The 19,901-nt window shown below is 74.6% G+C and carries 17 protein-coding genes and 1 pseudogene; 5 read left to right on the top strand and 13 right to left on the bottom strand.

The window, feature by feature from the left end; genetic code table 11:
- Window positions 1-202: 202 nt before the first annotated feature.
- Complete coding sequence (locus OF117_RS11735; RefSeq protein ID WP_263553019.1) at window positions 203-1,105, top strand: alpha/beta hydrolase; 903 nt, start codon at window positions 203-205, stop codon at window positions 1,103-1,105.
- Between the two features lie 18 nt (window positions 1,106-1,123).
- On the opposite strand, the gene OF117_RS11730 is transcribed toward OF117_RS11735, so the two are convergent.
- Together OF117_RS11730 and OF117_RS11725 are read right to left on the bottom strand one after the other, a co-directional pair.
- Window positions 1,124-2,824 (bottom strand): SpoIIE family protein phosphatase, encoded by a 1,701-nt coding sequence (locus tag OF117_RS11730; RefSeq protein ID WP_263553018.1) that lies wholly within the window; start codon window positions 2,822-2,824, stop codon window positions 1,124-1,126.
- 94 nt (window positions 2,825-2,918) lie between these two features.
- Window positions 2,919-4,364 carry a cation:dicarboxylate symporter family transporter gene (locus tag OF117_RS11725; protein WP_263553017.1) on the bottom strand — a complete coding sequence of 482 codons (1,446 nt, stop codon included), beginning with the start codon at window positions 4,362-4,364 and terminating at the stop codon, window positions 2,919-2,921.
- A gap of 140 nt (window positions 4,365-4,504) precedes the next feature.
- Between OF117_RS11725 and OF117_RS11720 the strand changes: the two genes are divergently transcribed.
- The 4 genes from OF117_RS11720 (at window position 4,505) to OF117_RS11705 (ending at window position 9,339) form a co-directional block, all read left to right on the top strand.
- The gene (locus OF117_RS11720; RefSeq protein WP_263553016.1) at window positions 4,505-6,175 is read left to right on the top strand and encodes a sensor histidine kinase; all 1,671 of its coding nucleotides are present in this window, start codon (window positions 4,505-4,507) and stop codon (window positions 6,173-6,175) included.
- On the top strand, window positions 6,172-6,885 hold the full coding sequence (locus tag OF117_RS11715) for a response regulator (protein WP_263553015.1): 714 nt from the start codon (window positions 6,172-6,174) through the stop codon (window positions 6,883-6,885). The genes OF117_RS11720 and OF117_RS11715 overlap by 4 nt, the downstream gene beginning before the upstream one ends.
- Window positions 6,886-7,105: 220 nt before the next feature.
- Entirely contained in the window at window positions 7,106-8,734 is a 1,629-nt protein-coding gene (locus tag OF117_RS11710; RefSeq protein WP_263553014.1) for a SpoIIE family protein phosphatase, read from the top strand.
- A gap of 128 nt (window positions 8,735-8,862) precedes the next feature.
- Window positions 8,863-9,339, top strand: coding sequence for an ATP-binding protein (locus OF117_RS11705; RefSeq protein ID WP_263553013.1), 477 nt, complete (start codon window positions 8,863-8,865; stop codon window positions 9,337-9,339).
- 99 nt (window positions 9,340-9,438) lie between these two features.
- Here the strand turns inward: OF117_RS11705 and OF117_RS11700 are convergent, their stop codons facing one another.
- The 11 genes and pseudogenes from OF117_RS11700 to OF117_RS11650 form a co-directional block, all read right to left on the bottom strand.
- Window positions 9,439-9,927, bottom strand: coding sequence for a hypothetical protein (locus OF117_RS11700; protein WP_263553012.1), 489 nt, complete (start codon window positions 9,925-9,927; stop codon window positions 9,439-9,441).
- A complete protein-coding gene (locus OF117_RS11695) occupies window positions 9,924-10,286 on the bottom strand; it encodes a response regulator (RefSeq protein ID WP_263553011.1) in 363 nt (120 codons plus the stop codon). Before OF117_RS11695 ends, OF117_RS11700 begins: the two co-directional genes overlap by 4 nt.
- 45 nt (window positions 10,287-10,331) lie before the next feature.
- A complete protein-coding gene (locus OF117_RS11690) occupies window positions 10,332-10,856 on the bottom strand; it encodes a chemotaxis protein CheX (RefSeq protein WP_263553275.1) in 525 nt (174 codons plus the stop codon).
- Between the two features lie 2 nt (window positions 10,857-10,858).
- Window positions 10,859-11,242, bottom strand: coding sequence for a response regulator (locus OF117_RS11685; protein WP_263553010.1), 384 nt, complete (start codon window positions 11,240-11,242; stop codon window positions 10,859-10,861).
- Between the two features lie 4 nt (window positions 11,243-11,246).
- Window positions 11,247-12,071 carry a CheR family methyltransferase gene (locus OF117_RS11680; protein ID WP_263553009.1) on the bottom strand — a complete coding sequence of 275 codons (825 nt, stop codon included), beginning with the start codon at window positions 12,069-12,071 and terminating at the stop codon, window positions 11,247-11,249.
- A complete protein-coding gene (locus tag OF117_RS11675) occupies window positions 12,068-13,192 on the bottom strand; it encodes a chemotaxis response regulator protein-glutamate methylesterase (protein ID WP_263553008.1) in 1,125 nt (374 codons plus the stop codon). Before OF117_RS11675 ends, OF117_RS11680 begins: the two co-directional genes overlap by 4 nt.
- 187 nt (window positions 13,193-13,379) lie before the next feature.
- Window positions 13,380-14,273 carry a hypothetical protein gene (locus tag OF117_RS11670; protein WP_263553007.1) on the bottom strand — a complete coding sequence of 298 codons (894 nt, stop codon included), beginning with the start codon at window positions 14,271-14,273 and terminating at the stop codon, window positions 13,380-13,382.
- 308 nt (window positions 14,274-14,581) lie between these two features.
- On the bottom strand, window positions 14,582-15,034 hold the full coding sequence (locus OF117_RS11665; RefSeq protein ID WP_263553006.1) for a chemotaxis protein CheW: 453 nt from the start codon (window positions 15,032-15,034) through the stop codon (window positions 14,582-14,584).
- A 1-nt stretch (window position 15,035) separates the two neighbouring features.
- Entirely contained in the window at window positions 15,036-17,498 is a 2,463-nt protein-coding gene (locus OF117_RS11660; protein ID WP_263553005.1) for a chemotaxis protein CheA, read from the bottom strand.
- Window positions 17,499-17,619: 121 nt separating this feature from the next.
- Window positions 17,620-19,248 (bottom strand): methyl-accepting chemotaxis protein, encoded by a 1,629-nt coding sequence (locus OF117_RS11655; RefSeq protein ID WP_263553004.1) that lies wholly within the window; start codon window positions 19,246-19,248, stop codon window positions 17,620-17,622.
- Window positions 19,249-19,666: 418 nt separating this feature from the next.
- A pseudogene (locus OF117_RS11650) lies at window positions 19,667-19,901 on the bottom strand (methyl-accepting chemotaxis protein); the annotation flags it as partial.

Here is a 19,901-nt window from a genome sequence, read left to right as displayed (position 1 = left end):
AGGGTGGCCGCTCCAGCACGTCACCAGGCTCGGCGCGGGCCCCTGAAGGGTGGCCGCTCCAGCACGTCACCAGGCTCGGCGCGGGCCCCTGGAGGGTGGCCGCTCCAGCACGTCACCAGGCTCGGCACGGGTCCCTGGAGGGTGGCCGCTCCAGCACGGCGCCGGGCTGCGGCCGGAACCGCGGCCGGGCAGGGTGGACGGCGTGACCGAGCCCCGCGACCCCGAGTTGCTCCGCCTGCCCGTCCGCGGCGGCGATCTGGCCGTCCTGCACTGGCCCGCGGCCCGGGACGGCGCCCCCGTGGTCCTCCTGCTGCACGGCATCACCGGCAACGGCATGGCCTGGGCCCGGGTCGCGGCCGCCCTGGCCGGCGACTTCGACGTCCACGCCCCCGACCTGCGGGGCCGCGCCGCGTCGTCCGCGCTGCCCGGGCCGTACGGCATCGAGGGCCACGCCGAGGACGCCGTCGCGCTGCTGGACGCCCTCGGCGTCGACCGGGCCGTGCTGGTCGGGCACTCGATGGGCGGCTTCGTCGCGGCGATGGTCGCGGCGGGCGTCGGCCGCGACCGGGTGCGCGGCCTGGTCCTGGTCGACGGCGGCCTGCGCTTCCCCGAGCCGCCCGGGCAGGACGTCGAGACCAAGCTCGCCGCCTTCCTCGGCCCCACCGTGGACCGGCTGGGCATGACCTTCCCCGACCTGGCCGCCGTCCGGGCCTTCTGGGCGCAGCACCCCGCGGTCGGCCCGTGGGTCGACGTGCCCTCGGTCGCCGCGTACCTGGCCCGGGACGTCGCCGAGGGCGAGGGCGGCCTGCGCAGCACCGTCGTGCCGGAGGCGGTCCTCGTCGACGGCGGCGACTTCCTCGGCAACGAGCGGGTGCTCGAGGCCGCCGCCGAGCTGCCGCTGCCCGCGACGCTGCTGTGGGCCACCCGCGGCCTGCAGGACCAGACCCCCGGCGTCTACGACCGGGCACGCCTGGAGGGCCTCGGCGCGGAGGCCGCCGGCATCAGCGCCCGCGAGGTGCCCGGCACCAACCACTACTCGATCCTGTGGGCCGACGAGGGCGTGGCGGAGATCGCCGACGCCGTCCGGGCCGCCGCCGCGCGCTGACGCGGCGGCGGCCCGGGCTCACGGCGCGGGCCGGTCCTCCGGGTGCGCCCGGACGGCGAGCACGGCGACGTCGTCCTCCGCCCCGGCGCCCACCAGGCGGGCGAGCAGCTCGTCGCAGACCTCGGGCAGCGGTCGGCCCGACGAACCAGCCAGGACGTCGAGCAGCCGGGCACGCCCGTCGTCCAGCGGGACGCCGCGCCGCTCGAACAGGCCGTCGGTGAACAGCACCAGCGTGCTGCCCGGGACCAACACGACCTCGCCGTCGACCCGGCGGCCGTCCCAGCCGACGCCCAGCGGGGGCCCGACCGGCGCGCCGAGCTCGCTGACCGCGCCGTCGGGGCCGACCAGCACCGGGTCGGGGTGCCCGGCGCTCGACCAGCGCAACCGGCGCAGGCCGCGGCGACGGTCGTCGCGGTCCTGCTCCACGCGGCAGACCAGCGCCGTCGCAAGGGTCGGGACGGCGAGGCCGGCGATCGCGGCGTCGACCCGCTCCAGCACACCGGCCGGCTGCTCGCACCGGTCGAAGGCGATGCCGCGCACGAGCGACCTGACCTGCCCCATGGCCGCGGCGGCCTCCACGTCGTGGCCCATGACGTCGCCGATCACCAGCACGGTGTCACCGTCGGGCTGCAGGAAGGCGTCGTACCAGTCGCCGCCGATCGGCACCCCGCGGGTGGCGGCCCGGTAGCGCACGACGAGCTCGAGCGAGTCCGGCTGCACCGGCGGGGAGAGCAGGCTGCGCTGCAGTCGCTCGGCGACCTCCCGGCCGGCGGCCGCGAGCCGGGCGTTGTCCAGGGCGAGTGCGGCGCGCCGGCTGACGATCCCCGCGGTGCGCAGCTCCTCCTCGGTGTGGGCGCCCCGGTCCGGGCCGTTGACCAGGCTCACCGCCCCGATCAGTTCGCTGCCGGCGACCAGGGGGTAGACGGCCGCCGCGGTCGGCTGCAGCGGCTCGAGCGCGGCGAGGCTGGCCGGGTCGGCGACCATCGCCGCCAGCGACTGCGGCGTCAGCTCGGGCAGGACGACGGGCGCGGGGTCGCGCATGATGCGCGGCACCGGCGCCGTCTCGGTGTTCGCGGCGGCGCGCAGGTCGGCGTACCGGTGCACGGCCGCCCTGAGCGCCGGGTCGCGGTGGGCCCGCCCGATGTCGCGCCGGGTGCCCCGGTCGAAGACGGTCACCACGCACCAGTCGGCGAGCAGCGGGACGAGCAGCTCGGCGAAGCGCTGCACCGCGTCGTCCAGATCGGCCAGCCCGGCCAGGGTCTGCCCGACGTCGGCGATCAGCACGAGGTGCTGCCCGGCCCGCTCGGCGGCGGCCGCCGCGGCCTCCCGGGCGGCGAGCGCCGCGGTGCGCTCCTCCTCCAGGGCGCGCCGCTCGGTCACGTCGTCGTAGGTGACCACGACGCCGGCGTCGGTGCGGAAGGCGTCGACCCGGAACCACGAGGCCAACGGCTCGAACCACTCCTCGACGCTGCCCGCGACGCCGGTGGCCCGGACCCGCTCGTACAGCTCCTGGAAGGGGCCGCCGGCGGCCTCGGGGAACTCCGTCCAGGCGTGCCGGCCGACCAGCCCGCCCACGGTGCGGCCCAGCAGCCGGGCACCGGCCGGGTTGACGTAGCTGACCCGCCAGTCGACGTCGAGGACGAGCAGCGGCCGCGCCATGCCCTCGACCGCCTGCACCAGCAGGTCTCTGGGAGGGCGCTCCGACCCCTCGGCGGTCACCCCCGTACTGTCCCATCCGGTCCGCACGGGCCCGGGGACGCCGACCGCCCGGGGCCGCGTGGAGGCGGCCCCGGGCGGGCGGAGGGTGCGACGGTCAGCGCGCCGACTGCTCGGCCAGCTCACGCAGGCCGGCGTCGGCGTCCCGCTGACCCGGGCCGGCGTCGGTGGCCACCGAGGGCAGCTCCGCGTCCGCCGGCAGGTCCGCGTCGCCGTGCGCGTCGACCATCGTCGACTCGTCGAACGGCCGCTGCCCGGCCAGCACCGCCGTCAGCTGCTCGCGGTCGAGCTCCCGCGTCCACGTGGCGATCAGCATGGTCGCGACCGCGTTGCCGGCGAAGTTGGTCAGCGCCCGCGCCTCGGACATGAACCGGTCGATGCCGACGATCAGGCCGACGCCGTCCAGCAGGTCCGGCCGGTGCGCCGAGAGCCCGCCGGCCAGGGTGGCCAGGCCGGCGCCGGTCACGCCGGCGGCGCCCTTGGAGGCGACGATCATGAAGACCAGCAGGCCGATCTGCTCCCCCAGCGTCAGCGGGTCACCCAGGGCCGACGCGATGAACAGCGAGGCCATCGTCAGGTAGATGGCGGTGCCGTCGAGGTTGAACGAGTAGCCGGTCGGCACGACGATCCCGGCGACCGGCTTGCTCACGCCGGCGTGCTCCATCTTCGCGATCAGCCGGGGAAGCGCCGTCTCCGACGACGACGTGGAGACGATGAGCAGGAACTCCCGGCCGAGGTAGCGGAGCAGCGAGAACACGTTGATGCCGGTGGCCAGCTTGAGCAGCACGCCCAGGACGACGACGACGAACAGCACGCAGGTGGCGTAGAAGCCCAGCATGATCACCGCGAGGCTCTTCAGCGCGTCGATGCCGGTCTCCCCGACGACCGCGGCGATGGCGCCGAACGCGCCGACCGGGGCGACCCACATGATCATGGCGAGGACGCGGAAGACCAGCCGCTGGAAGTGCCCGATGCCGCGCAGGATCGGCTCGCCCGAGCGGCCCATCGCCTGGATGGCGAAGCCGGCCAGCAGCGCCACCAACAGCGCCTGCAGCACCGAGCCGTCGGTCAGCGCGGAGACCAGCGTGGTCGGGATGACGCCGAGGAGGAACTCGGTGGTACCGCCGCCCTCCTCGGCCTGGCCGGCGAGCTCCGAGCCGCGGCCGCGCAGGTCCTCCGACAGCTGCAGCCCGCTGCCGGGGTCGATCACGTTGCCGACGACCAGGCCGATCGCCAGGGCGACGGTCGACATGAGCAGGAAGTAACCCAACGCCATCCCGCCGACGCGGCCGACCTTGGCCGCCTGCCGGATGGAGCCGATGCCCAGCACGATCGTGCAGAAGATGACCGGCGCGATGAGCATCTTGATCAGCGCGACGAAGGCGGTGCCCAGCCACTTGAGCGAGGTCGCGAACTCGGGGAAGAGGAAACCGACGGCGATGCCGAGGACGACGGCGGCGATCACCGAGAGGTAGAGCCAGTGCGTGCGGTCGCGCCGCTTCGCGACGTCCGGGCGCGGGGCGCCGGTCGAGGGAGATGCCATGACTGCTCCTGCGGAGTCGAGGGCGGGAGGGAGCCACCCGGCTCGGGCGACGACAGAACCGTGCCTGGCGCCGTGACGGCGGTCACGCATGCGTTCATTTCGTTCACCGGGCGGTCGGCGCGCGCGGCAGACTCGCTGTCGTGCGGGTCCCCGAGGTGCTCGGTCGGCGCCGGGAGCGCGGCAGCCTGGCCCGCTCCCTGCTACTCCTGCAGGGCCTGGTGCTCGCGGTGGTCGTGCTGGCGTCCGGAGCGGTGGCCTACGTCGAGGCCCGGGAGGCCGTCCGCGACCAGGCCGCCGAGCAGGCCCGCGGCATCGCCGAGACGCTGGCCGACTCCCCGCTCGTGCGCGCGGCCGTGGTGTCCGACGACCCGACCGCCGTCCTGCAGCCCTACGTCGAGCAGGTGCGCGCCGACACCGGCACCTCGTTCATCACGGTGATGGCGACCGACCGCACCCGCTTCACCCATCCGGACCCGGACCAGATCGGCCGGCCCTTCATCGGCACCATCGGGCCGGCCCTGGAGGGGCGGACCTTCACCGAGACCTACAGCGGCACGCTCGGTCCGTCGGTACGGGCCGTCGCCCCGGTCTTCGCCGCGGACGCGAGCCGCAGCGGCGGCGAAGGGGGCAGCGGGGACGTCGTCGCCCTCGTCGCGGCGGGCACCACCGTCGAGGCGATCGGCGACGACCTGGGCGGCGCCGTCCCCGGGATCGTCGGCACCGGCCTGGCCACGCTGGCCGTCGGCGCGCTCGGCAGCTGGGCGATCAGCCGCCGGCTGCGCCGGCAGACGCACGGGCTGGGTGCGGCCACCCTCGGCCGGATGGTCGACTACTACGACGCGGTGCTGCACTCGGTGCGCGAGGGGTTGCTGCTCGTCGACGGTGACCGCAGGGTGCAGCTGGCCAACGACGAGGCGCGCCGGCTGCTCGGCCTGGCCGACGACCCCACCGGCCGGCACGTCACCGAGCTGGGTCTGCCCGCGGAGCTGACCACCGCGCTCACCGGGCAGCGGCCGGTCCGCGACGAGCTGCACCTCGCCGGCGACCGGGTGCTCGTGGTCAACCAGGCCACGACCTCACCGTCGGGCACCTCGGTCGGCGTCGTGGTCACCCTGCGCGACTCGACCGAGCTGCAGGCGCTGACCGGTGAGCTCGACAGCGTCCGCGCGTTCGCCGCCTCGCTGCACGCCCAGGCGCACGAGGCGGCCAACCGGCTGCACACGACCGTGTCGCTGGTGGAGATGGGCCGGACGGCGGAGGCGGTCGAGTTCGCCACCGCCGAGCTGGCCCTGGCCCAGGAGCTGACCGACCGGGTCGTCGCCGCCGTCGAGGAGCCCGTGCTCGCGGCGCTGCTGCTCGGCAAGGCCGCCGCCGCGCACGAGCGCGGGGTGCGGCTGGACATCGACCCGGGCAGCGCCGTCGGCGCCACCGGCATCCCCGGCGGTGACCTGGTGACCATCGTCGGCAACCTGGTCGACAACGCCATCGACGCCGCCCTCGCCGGCGACCCGCCGCGCGAGGTCGCCCTGTTGCTGTGGTCGGAGGGCGGCGTCCTCACCGTCACCGTGGAGGACAGCGGGCCCGGCATCCCCGAGGACGAGGCGGCGCACGTCTTCGAGCGCGGCTTCAGCACCAAGGACGACGGCACCGTGCCCGGCTCGCCCGGCCGCGGGCTGGGGCTGGCCCTCGTCGCCGCCGCCGTCCGGCGCAACGGCGGCACGATCACCGTGCGCCCGGGGCCGGGCGCACGCTTCCGCGTGACGCTGCCGGAGCGGTCGGCCGTCCCGGCCCGCCCGGTGACCGCGCCGTGAGCGCCCCTGCGGGCAGCCCGCCGGCGGTCGGGAGGCGGCCGATCGGCGTCCTCGTGGTCGAGGACGAGCCGGTGGCCGCCGAGGCGCACCGCGCCTACGTCGACCGCACCCCTGGCTTCGTGACCGCAGGCGTGGCGCGCACCGGCGGCGCCGCGCTGGAGCTGCTGAGCCGCGCCGACGCGGGCGTCGACCTGCTGCTGCTGGACATGAACCTGCCCGACCTGCACGGCCTGGAGCTGTGCCGCCGGGTGCGCGCGGCCGGGGCGGCGGTCGACGTGCTCGCCGTCACGTCGGCCCGCGAGCTGGCCGTCGTCCGGCAGGCGGCGGCCCACGGCGTCGTCGGTTACCTGCTCAAGCCGTTCACCTACCCGGCGCTGCGCGACCGGCTGGCCGCCTACGCCGCGTACCTCGACCGGCTGGGCGGCGGCGGCTCGGCCGCCGGCCAGGACGACGTCGACCGGATGCTCGGCGGCGTGCGGGCCGCCCGTCCCGCCCCGCTGCCCAAGGGCATGGGCAAGGAGACCCTCGAGGCGGTCGTGGCCGCGGTGCGCGGCGCCGACGGGCTGTCCGCCGCCGAGACCGCGGAGGTGATCGGGGCCTCGCGGATCACCGCCCGGCGCTACCTGGAGTACCTCGCGGAGACCGGCCTGGTCGTCCGCACGCCGCGGTACGGCACCGGGCGCCCCGAGCACGAGTACCGCTGGCGTTGATCCGGCCTGCGCCGGGCCCGCCCGCCCGGAGCTCCGGCCGCGCGGCGCAGAGGCTTGGCAGGGCGGGCGCGGCTGACCACAATCCCGGGGACAGCGGCCGGAAACGGTCGGGTCGGGCGGGTGTCGCTCCAGCCCCGGGGCTCCCCGACGCGCTGGGCGGGAGAACGGCACGGTGCGGGACAGCGGACAGCTCCAGGCGACGGCCACGGCCTCCGGCCGCGTGCCCGCCCTGCCGGTCCCACGTGCCGCCGATCCGCTCGAGGTCCTCGAGGGGATGCCGGCCGCCTTCTTCCAGGTCGACGCCCGGTGGCGCTTCACCTACGTCAACGAGGTGGCCGAGCGGCTGATGCGGCGGACCCGGGCGCAGCTGCTCGGCCGCTGCCTCTGGGCGAGCTTCCCGGAAGCCGTCGGCACCGTCTTCGAGGCGGCGTACCGGTCGGCGTCCGCCTCGGGCGAACCGGTCGTCTTCGAGGCGGCCTCACCGGGGCCGGACGACGGCTGGTACGACGTCCAGGCCTGGCCGTGCGCCGGCGGCCTCGCGGTGGCGTTCCGCGAGTCGACCGACCGGCACCGGACCGACGAGCGCCTCCGGCGGGGGGCGGCGCGCACCGCCTTCCTCGACCGGCTGGCCGGCGAGCTGGCGGCCGAACACGACGGTGCGGCGGCGCTGGCGAGGCTGGCCCGGCTGGTCGTGCCCGAGCTGACCGACGGGTGCATCGTCACGGTGGTCGACAGGGACGGGCGGCCACGGGACGTCAGCAGCTGGCACACCGATCCCGGCCGCAGGGAGCTGCTGGAGCGGTACACCGAGGTGCGCCTGGACACGCTGCCCCCGGAGTCCCCCGTGGGCCGGGCGCTGCGGGAGGGCACCCCGGCCGCCGCGGCCGTCGACGACGTGCTGGCGCTCATGCCGTGCGGGACGGCCGCCGAGCTGCTGCGCGCCCTCGGCTCGGCGTCGGTCGTGGTGCTGCCGCTGCGCGCCGGGGCCCGGACCATCGGCGTCCTGACCCTGTACCAGGACCCGGACCGGCCGGCGACCGCCGACGCGCTGCTCACCGCCCACGAGGTCGCCGCCCGCGCCGGACTGGCCGTCGACCGGCTGCACCGGCAGCACCAGCAGGCCCAGCTGGCGGAGGGCCTGCAGCGCAGCCTGCTGACCGACCCACCGGACCTGCCCGGCCTGTCCGTGGCGGTGCGTTACGTCCCCGCCACCGAGGCCGCCCGGGTGGGCGGCGACTGGTACGACGCGTTCCTCCAGCGCGACGGGACGCCGGTCGTCGTGATCGGCGACGTCGTCGGGCACGACATCGCCGCGGCGGCCGCCATGGGCCAGCTCCGCGGGCTGCTGCGCGGCATCGCCCACTACAGCGGCGCCGGGCCGGTCGAGGTGCTGCGCGGTCTCGACGAGGCGGTCACCTCGATGCACGCCGACACCCTGGCCACCGCGGCCGTGGCCCGCTTCGAGCCGGCCGGCGCCGGGCGGACCCGGCTCCGCTGGGCCAATGCCGGCCACCCGCCCCCCGTGCTCGTCGGGCGGGACGGCCGCGTCACCGTGCTCGGCGGCCGCTCCGGCGACCTGCTGCTCGGGGTCGATCCGGCCGCCGGGCGGCGCGAGCGGGTGCGGCTGCTCCGCCCCGGTGACACCGTGCTGCTGCACACCGACGGCCTGATCGAGCGGCGGGACGCGACGATCGATGCGGGCACCGCGCAACTCGTCGCCGAGCTGCGCGTCCTGGCCGGCCGTCCGCCCGAGGAGTTGTGCGAGGCGCTGGTCGCCCGCATGCTGCAGGGCACCCCGCAGGACGACGCCGCTCTCGTCACCGTCCGCATCGGCCGGCCGCCGGCCTGACCGCGGCTCTCCCCCGGAGGGACCAGAACGACAGCGCATCGTGGTTGACGGCCCGGTGAGCTGGGCACCCCCGCTGTGGCCCGCCCCCGCGGGCGGTGGATGCCGAGCACAGGCAGAGGGGTGAGCACATGGACCGTCGGTCGTGGCCCCTGCGTCCGCTCCCCGACGGGCGCGGCGAGGTGTGGCGCTGGGACCTCGCCGCCGTGGCCGAGCTCCCCGCTGCCCGTTCGGCCCTGCGTGACCGGCTCGCCGACGTCGGGTTGCCCGGGGGCTCGGACGAGTCAGCCGCCGAGCGCCTCGTCCTCGCCTTCGACGAGCTGGCCTCCAACGCGCTCCGGCACGGGAGCCACCCGGTCGTCGCGACCGTGGTGGCCGGCAGCGGCGGCTGGCTGCTCGACGTCAGCGACCGGGCACCGCATGCGATGCCCGAGCCGGCGGTCGACCGCGATCCCGCGCACGGTGGGCTCGGCCTGCACCTGGTCGCCCGGATGTCGGTCGCGCACGGCTGGTACGTCGACGGCGGCGCCAAGCACGTGTGGGCCTGCCTGCCCAGCGTCCTCGCCGAGCGGGCGCACCGGCCCGCCGCCGCCCTCGCCCGGGGCTGAGGCCGCCGCAGCCGGTCCCGTCGGGCCGGCGTCCGCATACGAACGCGACGCGGCGGCCGGGAGACCCGGCCGCCGCGTCGTGTCCGCGCTGAAGGGCCGTCAGGGAACCACGAAGGAGAGCGCGCCGGTGCCGTAACCCGGGACCTCGACGGAGAGGTCGATCCGGTTGAAGGCGGCGAGCATGCCGGCGACGTCACCGGGCAGGTCGTCGCCCGCGGCGTGCAGGGCGTGCAGCTTCGAGTGGGGCGCACCCGGGACGTTGAACAGCGCGGAGAGCACGTTGACGACCTCGTGCAGGGCCTCGGCCAGCAGCGGGGTCAGCTCGCCGTCCTCCTCGACCGCGTCCTGGCAGCCCCCCGGAGGGAGCAGCGCCAGCGCGCCGGCGGTGTAGGCCGACGCGGCCAGGTCCATCACGCAGAGCGCGTTCACCGCCATGCCCGGGTCGACGTAGACGGCGACGGACACCGGCTTGTCGGGGGTCGGGGTCACCGGCGCGCCGGGGGAGACCGTGACGGGCTTGCCGACCAGGCCGGCGAGCATGTCCCGGACGTCCTTGGCGGCCGGGAGCTGCACGGTGCCGGTGGTCACACGATCACCCCGTCGAGGGCGTCCTTGAAGGTGTCCTCGTTGAACGGCTTGGCGATCAGGAACAGCGCGCCGGCGTTGGCGGCCTTCTCGCGCATCTCCGGCGAGCCCTCGGACGTGACGAAGCCGAACGGGACGGCCGAGCCGGAGGAGCGCAGCGCCTGCAGGCACTCGATGCCGGTCATGTTCGGCATGTTCCAGTCCGACAGCACGAGGTCGGGCTCCTCCGACGCGACCTTGGACAGGGCGTCGCGGCCGTCCTCGGCCTCCACGATGTCGTGGTCGTCGTACCCGGCCTGCCGCAGGGTGCGGATGACGATCTGCCGCATCACGCGGCTGTCGTCGGCGACGAGGATCTTCACTACGGGCACCTTCTTCTGTTCCGGTACGGGGGTCGGGGGCGGGGGTCAGGCCCCGGCGGGGCCCTGGACGGAGACGGTCAGCGGCCGGCCGCGCCAGAGGACGTCGATCCGGCAGGTGTCGGTGGGGCCACCGGGCGCCGGCGCGGCGCCGACCGCCGGCAGGCCGAGGACCGACGGGCCCGGGAGGACGGCCTTGACGTTGCCGCCGATCACGTTGGCCAGCTCCCCCAGCGCGTCGTCGACGTCCTCGGGGTCGAGGACGTCGGGCGCGTGCTCGCGGAGCAGGCAGCGGGCCAGCTCCTCGGCCGTGGTCCGGTCGCAGGTCAGGACGACCGCGCCGTTCCAGGGGCCGACGATCTCGACCCAGGAGCTGATCGGGTCGGTCACCGGCTCGCCCGGCAGCGGCACGAGCACCTCGGCCTCGCCGACCAGCGCCAGCCACGCCTCGTCGGCGATGCCCTGGACGGTCGCCTCGTCGAGCAGCTCGGCGAGAAGGGGTGCGGCATCGCTGCGCCGCCGTCGCTCGCCGGTGTCGGCGGGGGCGGAGAACAGCCACTGCTCCTGGTACATGGTCACAGCGAGGCCCCTTCGGGGAGCAGGCCGAGCAGCGCGAGCTTGTCGCGGATGGCGTCGGCGGTGAACGGCTTGATGACGTACTCGTGCGCACCGGCGGCCAGGGCACGCACGATCTGCGTGTGCTCGCTCTCCGAGGTGACCATCATGATCGTCACCTGGCGCCAGGCCGGGTTGGCCCGGACGGCGGAGACGAACTGCAGCCCGTCCATGACCGGCATGTTCCAGTCGACGCAGGCCAGGTCGGGCACCCAGCCCTGTTCGAGGACGTCGAGGCCCTCGCGGCCGTGGCCGGCCTGCCGGACCTCGTAGCCGAATCCCTCGAGGATCCCGCTGACGATGCGCCGCATGGCGCGCGAGTCGTCGATCACCAGAGCACGCACGTGTTCAGGCCCCCTTCAGCGGGCGGTAGGCGGAGCTGCGGCCGAGCACGACGCGCTCCCAGGAGTCGTCGACCCCGAGGGTGGTCTCGGCGGCGCCGAGGAACAGCCACCCGTCGGGCCGCATGAGCTCGCGGACCCGCCGGAGGATCGACTGCTTGGTCGGCAGGTCGAAGTAGATGAGGACGTTGCGGAGGTAGACCACGTCGAAGGGACCCATCCGCGGCAGCGGCGCGGCCAGGTTGCACGTGCTGGCCGTCACCATGCGCCGCAGCGCGGGGGAGACCTCCCACTCGCTGCCGGCGCGGGTGAAGTGCCGGACCAGCATCGGTGCCGGCAGGCCGCGGTTGACCTCGAGCTGGCTGAACCGGCCGGCCTTCGTCCGCTGCACCATCTCGCGGGAGATGTCCGTGGCCGTGATCGAGACGCGGGCCGCGGCGCCCGGCAGCGCATCCTCCAGCAGCATCGCGATCGTGTAGGGCTCCTGCCCGCTGGAGCAGGCCGCCGACCAGATCTGCAGCCGCTCGTGCGGGCCCCGGGAGGCCTGCAGCGCGGGCAGCACGGTCGAGGTCAGCGTGGTGAACGGGTCGCCGTCCCGGAACCACGAGGTCTCGTTGGTGGTGAGCGCCTCGACGATGCGCCGCGTGCTGTCGGGGTCGGGGCGCTGCCGCACCGTGTCGACGAGCTTGCCGACGTCGGCCATGCCCATCTGGCGGGCGATCGGGAGCAGCCGGGCCTCGACCAGGTACTCCTTGCCGGGCTGGAGCACGATCGCGCTCTCCCGGTGGACCAGCTCGCGGACCCAGTCGAAGCTGGTAGCGGTGATCGTCATCGCCGGACCCCCGTGCGGACGGCCGATCCGGCGGACCGGGGCGTGGGGACGACGGGCGCGGTGCCGGTCAGGTGCCGGAGGATCGCCTCGGCGATCCGGTCCAGCGGCAGGACCTCGTCGGCGAGGCCGGCCTGCGCGACCGCGCCGGGCATGCCCCACACCACGGAGGTGGCCTGGTCCTGGACGACGACCGCGCCGCCGCCGGTGCGGATCTCCGCGGCTCCGGCCCGCCCGTCGGCGCCCATGCCGGTGAGCACGACGCCGAGGACCGCACCGTCGTAGACGCCCACCGCGGAGCGGAACAGCGGGTCGACCGCCGGGCGGCAGAAGTTCTCCGGCGGGGCCTGGTTCAATGCGGTGGCCGCGCCGCGGCCGGTGCACCGGACGACGAGGTGGTGGTCACCGGGTGCCAGGTGGGCCGTGCCAGGGGAGAGCGGCGTGCCGTCGGCCGCCTCGACGACGCGCAGGGCGGAGAGCCGGTCGAGGCGCTGGGCGAACTGGCGGGTGAAGACGGGCGGCATGTGCTGCACCAGCAGCACAGGCACCGGCAGGGACGCCGGCAGCGCGGGCAGCACCCGGGTGAGCGCCTCGGGGCCGCCGGTGGAGGAGCCGATCACCAGCACGGCCGGCTTCTTGATCGGGGTGCTGCGGGGCGCCGGGACCGCGATGGCGGCGCGGACGGGCCGGGCCGAAGCCGGGCCCGCGTGCACAGGGCGGCCGAGCAGCGCCTTGATCTTCGGGATGAGCTGCTGGCGCACGCTCTCCATCGACTGCCCGACACTGCCGACGTTGGCCGGCTTGGTCACGTAGTCGTTGGCGCCGGCCGAGAGGGCGTCGAGCGTCGCCGACGCGCCGCGCTCGGTCAGCGTGCTGAACATGATGACCGGCACGCGGTTGCGCGAGCTCCGGATGGCGCGGACCGCGTCGATGCCGTTCATCTCCGGCATCTCGATGTCCATGGTGACCAGGTCGGGCGCGAGCTGGTCGAGCTTCGCGAGGGCGACCTTGCCGTTGACGGCGGTGCCCACGACCTCGATGCCCGGGTCCTCCGAGAGCACGTCGGTCACGATCTTGCGGACGACGACCGAGTCGTCGACCACCATCACCCGGATCGGGTCCACGCGCGTCCTCCTGGGGAGCCTGCCGGCCGGCAAGCCTGGCCGTGCAGGCTTGTCGCTGCTGTATCGGCAGCAGGGCGTGGAAGGTTGAGCGCAAGATGCCCGTCCGCTCGCGGAGGACGGAGGATCCCGGCGCGGGACGGTCGCGCGCGGGTCGCAACCGGCGGTCGCTGACCGGCTGCCTACCGAGTCACCAGCCGAGACGCGCCAGCGGTGCGGTGAGGGTGGCCAGGGAGGCCTCGTCGAGCAGGTCGGCCATCGCGAGGCCCTGCACGCACCCGGCCACGGCGTTCCACACGCCGTGCGCGCCGTCGCGGGCGCCGAAGCCGCCGTCGACGAAGGCGAGCACGGCGCACAGCTGCGCGGTGGCGAGCGCGCGGGTGCGTCCGGAGACGTGCGCGGCCCACGACGCCTCGTGCATGGCCGTCGCCCACGGGCGGCGCTCGGCCCGCCCCTCGTCGACCGCGATCCGCCAGGCGGCGCGGCCGGCGTCGTCGAGGCCGCCGAGTGCGGTGAAGAGCGCATGGAGGCGGTCGCCGCCGGGGCCGAGGTCGGGGATCGGCGCAGCGGGCGGTGCGACGTCCGAGGCCCGCTCGAACGGCTCGGTCAGCTCGCGCCGGACCAGGGGCGGGAGCACGCCGGCCGCCCACCAGCCGACGGCCGCGTCGGCGAGCACGTCGGCGGCCGCGTCGGAAACCTCCGGCTCGACCGCGGTCACCGCGGGATGCCCGGGACCGAGGACGTCCTCGCGCAGCAACCGCTCCAGCGTCGGCGCGTCGCCGAGGGTGCCCTGCTCGAGTTGGGCGACGAGCACGGCGGTGCGGTCGGCTCCGGTGGTCGGGCCGGCCACGCCCCGCACGGTGGGCGCCGCGGCGGCGAGCTCGCGGGCCTTCCGCGACCGGACGGCGAGGGCACCGCGCTGGTCGCGGTCGAGCCCCCGGCCGGGGTGCGCCTCGGCGAGCCGGGCCAGGATGGCGGCGTCGGCGAGCAGGCCGGTGAGCAGGGTGTCGGCGACCTGCCGGCCGGCCGGGACGCGCACCAGGTCGAAGCCCAGCGTCGCAGCGCTGACCAGCGAGTACGGCACGGCCTCGCTCCCCCCTCGAGTCGGTCCGCCCATGCTGACCGGAGGAGGCCCGCGCCGCCATGCCGCGCTCACCCCATTGCGGGAGGAACCGCGGCGAGCCGAGCGCGTCCGTAAACCGTGCGTGCTCTGTCAGTGACCCACTGTTACTGATCTCATCTTTCGTGGCCGCCGCCGGACGGGAGCCGCGTGCGAGGTCGTCGTCCCGACGCGGGGGCCGGAGGCCTCCCGGCGGGACGGCGAGGGCACGCTCGTCGCAGCAGGGGACGGCACGTGGCCGCGGTGCGGTCCGGAGGACCGCGATGTCATCGCTACGCGCTGACGGCCTTCTGCACGTCCAGTGCGAGCAGCAGCTTGCCGTCGAGCTTGTACGCACCGCGGATCAGCTCGCGGGCCTGGCCCTCCAGGGTGTCCGGCGGGGCCTCGAAGTCCGCGGCGTCGACGTCCACGACGTCGGCGATCGAGTCGACGAGCAGGCTGACCGCCTCACCGTGCAGCCGGACGACGATGACGACGGCGTCCGTGCCCTCGGGCCGCGGCGGCCGGCCCAGCCGCTCGCGCAGCTCGATCGCGGTGACCACCTGCCCGCGCAGGTTGATCAGGCCGGCCACCGCGGGCGGCGCCAGCGGGACCCGGGTCAGGCCCTGGCTCTTGAGCACCTCCTGCACGTGCTCGACCTCGACCCCGTAGAGGTCGCCGTCCAGCCGGAAGGTCGCCAGCTGCCCGCCGGTGGCGGGGGCGGCGTTCTTCGTGGGGGCACTCACGTCAGACCTCCAGCAGGTCGGTGCGGACGCCCTGCGCCGCAGCGGCGTCGAAGGGAGCGGAGTAGAAGGCCGGGTCGGCGGCCAGGATGGCGGCTCGGACGTCGAGCAGCTCGGTCACCTTGTCGCCGAGGACGGCGGAGCCCAGGAGGCCCATGTCGTCGATGTCGCTGCGCACCGCGGTGCCGCCGTCGACGATGTCGAGGATCTCCTCGACCACGATCGCGACGCTGCGGCCGTGGTCGGAGTAGACGATCACCTCCAGCACGTCGCGGTCCGCCTCGCCGTAGGCGCCCAGGTGACGATCGAGGCGCACCATCGGCAGGATCGCCCCGCGGTACTGGACGACCTCGCGGTTGCCCACCTTCTCCACCGACTCGGCGCGCACCTGCTCGAGGCGGGTGACGGTGTCGAGCGGGATGGCCACCCGGCGGCCGCCGCCGATCGCGGCCAGCAGCATCCGCTGGCGGTCGGCGTCGCCACCGGCCGCGGCGCGGGCCGCGGCCTCGCGGGCCGCCTCCTGGCCGCGCTCGATGGTCTCGGTGCGCAGCGCGCGCCGGGCGAGGGCCTGGACGTCGAGGATGAGGGCGACCGTGCCGTCGCCCAGCACGGTCGCACCGGAGTACAGACCGATCGCCTTGAGCTGGCCACCGACGGCCTTGACCACGATCTCCTCGGTGTTGATGACCCGGTCGACGACCAGGCCGAACCGGCGTCCCTCCGAGCGGAGCACCGCGATCACGACGTGCCCGTCGTGCCGGTCGCTGGACAGGCCGAGGACGTCGGTGAGCCGGACGAGGGGCAGCAGCTCGCCGCGCAGCCGGTAGACCGGCGCGCCGCCGACCTCCTCGACCGCGTTCGCGGCCTTCTCGGCGTCCAGGGAGACCAGCTCCTGCAGGCTGATCTGCGGGATGGCGTACCGGTCGCCGGCGCACTCGACGGTGAGCGCCGGGACGATGGCCAGGGTCAGCGGGATGCGCAGCCGGCAGACGGTGCCCCGACCCGGCTCCGACTCGACCTCGATGGTGCCGCCGATGGCCTCGATGTTGGTCTTGACGACGTCCATGCCGACCCCGCGGCCGGAGACGTTGGTGACCGCGGCGGCGGTCGAGAACCCGGGCAGGAAGATCATCTGCAGGATGTCCTGCGGACCCATGCGGGTCAGCGCCTCGGCGGTGACCAGGCCGCGCTCGACGGCCTTGGCCCCGACCTTGGCCGGGTCGATGCCCGCGCCGTCGTCGGCCACCTCGACCACGACCTGACCGCTCTCGTGCCTCGCGCGGAGGGTGAGCACGCCCTCGGCCGGCTTGCCGGCCGCCCGGCGCTTGTCCGGCGCCTCGATGCCGTGGTCGACGGAGTTGCGGACGAGGTGGGTCAGCGGGTCCTTGACCGCCTCGAGCAGGGTCTTGTCGAGCTCGGTGTCCTTGCCCTCCATCTCCAGGCGGACCGTCTTGCCGCACTGGATGCCGAGATCGCGGACGACGCGGGGCAGCTTGGACCAGATGTGGTCGATCGGCTGCATCCGCGTCTTCATGACGCCCTCCTGCAGCTCGCTGGCGATGAGGTTGAGCCGCTGGGAGGCGCGGATGAGGTCGGTGTCGTTGGTGCGCCCGACGTACTGGACGATCTGGTTGCGGGTCAGCACCAGCTCACCGACCAGCAGCATCAGCTCGTCGAGCAGGTCGACGTCGACCCGGATGGTGCTGTCGGCGACCGCCCGGCGCGGGCCGCCGGGGCCGTCGCTCGCGGGGCCGTGCTCGCCGTCGCCTTCCGCAGGCGCGGCGGCGTCAATGGACCCGCCGACCGTGTCGGCGACGACGGATTGGGGCACGACGGCTGCCTCCTCGAGCAGGGGGGTCGCCGCAGCGGCAGGGTCCGGGACGGTGGGCTCCGCCGCCGCGACGGCCTTCCTCGCGGAGGCCGTCTTCACCGGCGCCGCGGACTTCCTGGCGGCGGGCGCCTTCCTCGCCGGGGTCTTCCTGGCCGGGGCCTTGGCGGCGGACCTGGCGGGGACCTTCCCGCCGTCCGGCGTACCGTCGGCGACCGACGCCACCGGGGTGGCAGCCGGCGCGGGCTCGGCCTCTCGGTCCATGGCCGCGGTGATGGCAGCGACGACCGCGGCGACGTCAACAGAACCCTCGCCCCCGTTGGCCTCGATGGAGGCCAACAGGTCGCGGACGGTGTCGACCATGGACAGCAGCACGCTGGTGCGGCGCGGGGTCAGGGTCAGCTCGCCGTCCCGCAGGCGGGACAGCAGGTTCTCCCCGACGTGCGTGACCTCCTCGAGCCGGTTGAACGCGAGGAAGCCGCTGGTGCCCTTGATCGTGTGGATGGTGCGGAAGATGCTCGACAGCCGCTCGCGGGAGTCGGGCTCCTGCTCCAAGGCGACCAGGTCAGCGTCCAGCTGGTCGAGGTTCTCGTGGCTCTCGACGAGGAACTCCTCGACGATGTCGTCCAGACCGTCCACTGACTGCCTTCTCTCTCGGTTCGCGTGCATGCCGTGCCGCGCGGTGCACGGGGCTCGGTAGTCGTTATCGGCGGGATCGTGGCGGTGTGGAGGCGAAGCCCCCACACCGCCACGACAGCCGTCAGAAGCGGAAGCGCCCGACCAGGTCCTGCAGCTCGGTGGACATGCGGGACAGATCCCCGGCCGCTTGCGAGGTGTTGTTCGCGCCGGACGTCGTCTCCTGGGCCGCCTGCGCTACACCGCTGACGTTCCGGGCGATCTCCGCGGCCCCGGCCGCCGCCTCGGTGACGTTGCGGGACATCTCGTTGGTGGTCGCGGTCTGCTCCTCCACCGCCGAGGCGATGGTGGTCTGCCGGTCGGAGATCTGCGCCACGATCGCCGAGATCTCCTCGATCGCGCCCACCGCCGCGGTCGTGTCGCCCTGGATGGCCTGCACCCGGCGGGCGATGTCCTCGGTCGCCTTGGCCGTCTCCTGGGCCAGCTCCTTGACCTCGTTGGCCACCACCGCGAACCCCTTGCCGGCCTCCCCGGCCCGCGCTGCCTCGATGGTCGCGTTCAACGCCAGCAGGTTCGTCTGCTCCGCGATGCTCGTGATGACCTTCACGACATTGCCGATCTCCGCCGACGACTCGCCCAGCTTGTTGACGGTGACGCTGGTCGTCGCGGCGGCCTGCACGGCCTTGGTGGCCACCTCGCTGGCCTCGGCGGCGCTGGCCGCGATCTCGCGGATGCTGGCACCCATCTGCTCGGTGCCGGCGGCGACGGTCTGCACGTTGCTGGAGACCTGCTCCGCGGCCGCTGACACGGCACCCGCCTGGGTGGCCGACTCCTCGGCGTTGGCCGACATCTGGCCGGAGGTGGCCGAGAGCTCCTCGGAAGCGCTCGACAGGGTGCTCGCGTTCCCGCCGATGCGACGCAACGTGTCGGCCATGTTGGAGATCGCGGTGTTCAGCGCCCGGGCCATGTCGCCGACCTCGTCCCGCGTGTCGACGTCCAGGTGCTGGTCGAGCCGGCCCTCGGCCACACCCTCCAGCACGGTGACCGTCCGTGCCAGCGGGCGGGAGATCAGCCGACCGAGGCCGATCGCCATCGCCAGGGCGAGCACGACGCCGGCGACGATGGCACCCACGATGAGGGCCACGCTCCGCGAGTACCCGGCCTCGGCGTCAGCGAGGGCCTGCTGCGCGCCCTCGTTCTCCAGCGTGATCAGCTGGTCGATCTCCTCGGCGATCGCCACGGCGAGCGGGGTCATCCGCTCGTCGCGCAGCGCGATGAACTCCGCGATCCGTCCCTCACGGGCGAGTGGCAGCAGGTCGGCCTCGCGGACGTCGCGGTACGCCGCCAGATTGGCGTTGAGCGACGCCCAGACCTCGGTGTCCTCGATGATGGAGGTCTCGTCGTACAGCGCGAAGGCCTCGTCGAGCAGGCCGTCGAGCTCTTCGATGCGCGCCTCGATCTTCTGCTCGGCGTCGGGAGTCTGGGCGACGCTCAGGTCGACCAGCCGGAACCGCTGGGCCTCGAAGCGGGCCTCCATCCGGCCGAGCGTGTCGACGGCGACGAGCCGGTCCCGGTACATGCTGTTGAGCTCGTCCTCGACGGTGGACAGCTGCGTCAGACCCAGCACTCCGATGACCGCCATCAGAACGGTGAGGACGAAGAAACCGGTCAGCAGCTTCCGGGCCGTCTTGAGGTTGCGAAAGAAAGCGAGGGGGCCTCCGCGCCGCAGGACGGCGAGGTCGGTGGTGCTCATCGGCGGATCTCCGATTCGTGAAGGGACGTCGCTCAGGAAGCGCGCCGGTGGCGACCGGCCCGCGCTCTGCCTTGCCCCTCTGCACGTCGCTCGGGGGACGCCAGAGGCCGCACGTCGCACTCGGGCGACCCCGGCGGCCAGGAGTCACAGGCGTTGCAGGACGAGAAACTAAGGGCACATCACCAACACGCGGAGCATGTGCGATCCGTGTCGGTGAGATCGAGGCGCGACCATTCTTTTCCCTATCAACTTGTCGACCGGGTGAGTCTTCCGCCGTGTCGGCCGGAAATGGCGGAACGGGGTCTTCCGGGAACGGTTCCGGGCCGGGTGGGAACCGGGGAAGGAGTTCCCACCCGGCCCGGCCGGGGGAAGAGAGGGGCTGCCCGCTGCGGGGCTCACCAGTGCTGCGGGGATGGGGTCAGTAGCTGAACCTCCCCACCGTGGTCCGCAGGTCGGCGGCCATCTTCGACAGCTCGTCGACCGCGGTGCGGGTCTGCCCGAGGGCCTGGGTGGTCGCCTCGGCCGCGCCGGACACCCCGCCGATGTTGCTCGCGATCTGCCCGGTGCCCGCCGCCGCCTCGGTCACCGACCGGGACATCTCGTTGGTCGTCGCGGTCTGCTCCTCCACCGCCGAGGCGATGGTGGTCTGCCGG

The organism is Geodermatophilus sp. YIM 151500 (assembly GCF_025716945.1).
In the GTDB taxonomy this organism is placed as follows: Bacteria; Actinomycetota; Actinomycetes; order Mycobacteriales; family Geodermatophilaceae; genus YIM-151500.
Note: the sequence above shows the minus strand (reverse complement) of the source record. Positions and strands in the feature narration are given on the sequence as shown.

Coding starts and splice junctions, on each gene's coding strand:
- OF117_RS11725 (WP_263553017.1), bottom strand. CDS start 4,364: ATGGCATCTCCCTCGACCGGCGCCCCGCGCCCGGACGTCGCGAAGCGG.
- OF117_RS11705 (WP_263553013.1), top strand. CDS start 8,863: ATGGACCGTCGGTCGTGGCCCCTGCGTCCGCTCCCCGACGGGCGCGGC.
- OF117_RS11690 (WP_263553275.1), bottom strand. CDS start 10,856: ATGTACCAGGAGCAGTGGCTGTTCTCCGCCCCCGCCGACACCGGCGAG.
- OF117_RS11680 (WP_263553009.1), bottom strand. CDS start 12,071: ATGACGATCACCGCTACCAGCTTCGACTGGGTCCGCGAGCTGGTCCAC.
- OF117_RS11655 (WP_263553004.1), bottom strand. CDS start 19,248: ATGAGCACCACCGACCTCGCCGTCCTGCGGCGCGGAGGCCCCCTCGCT.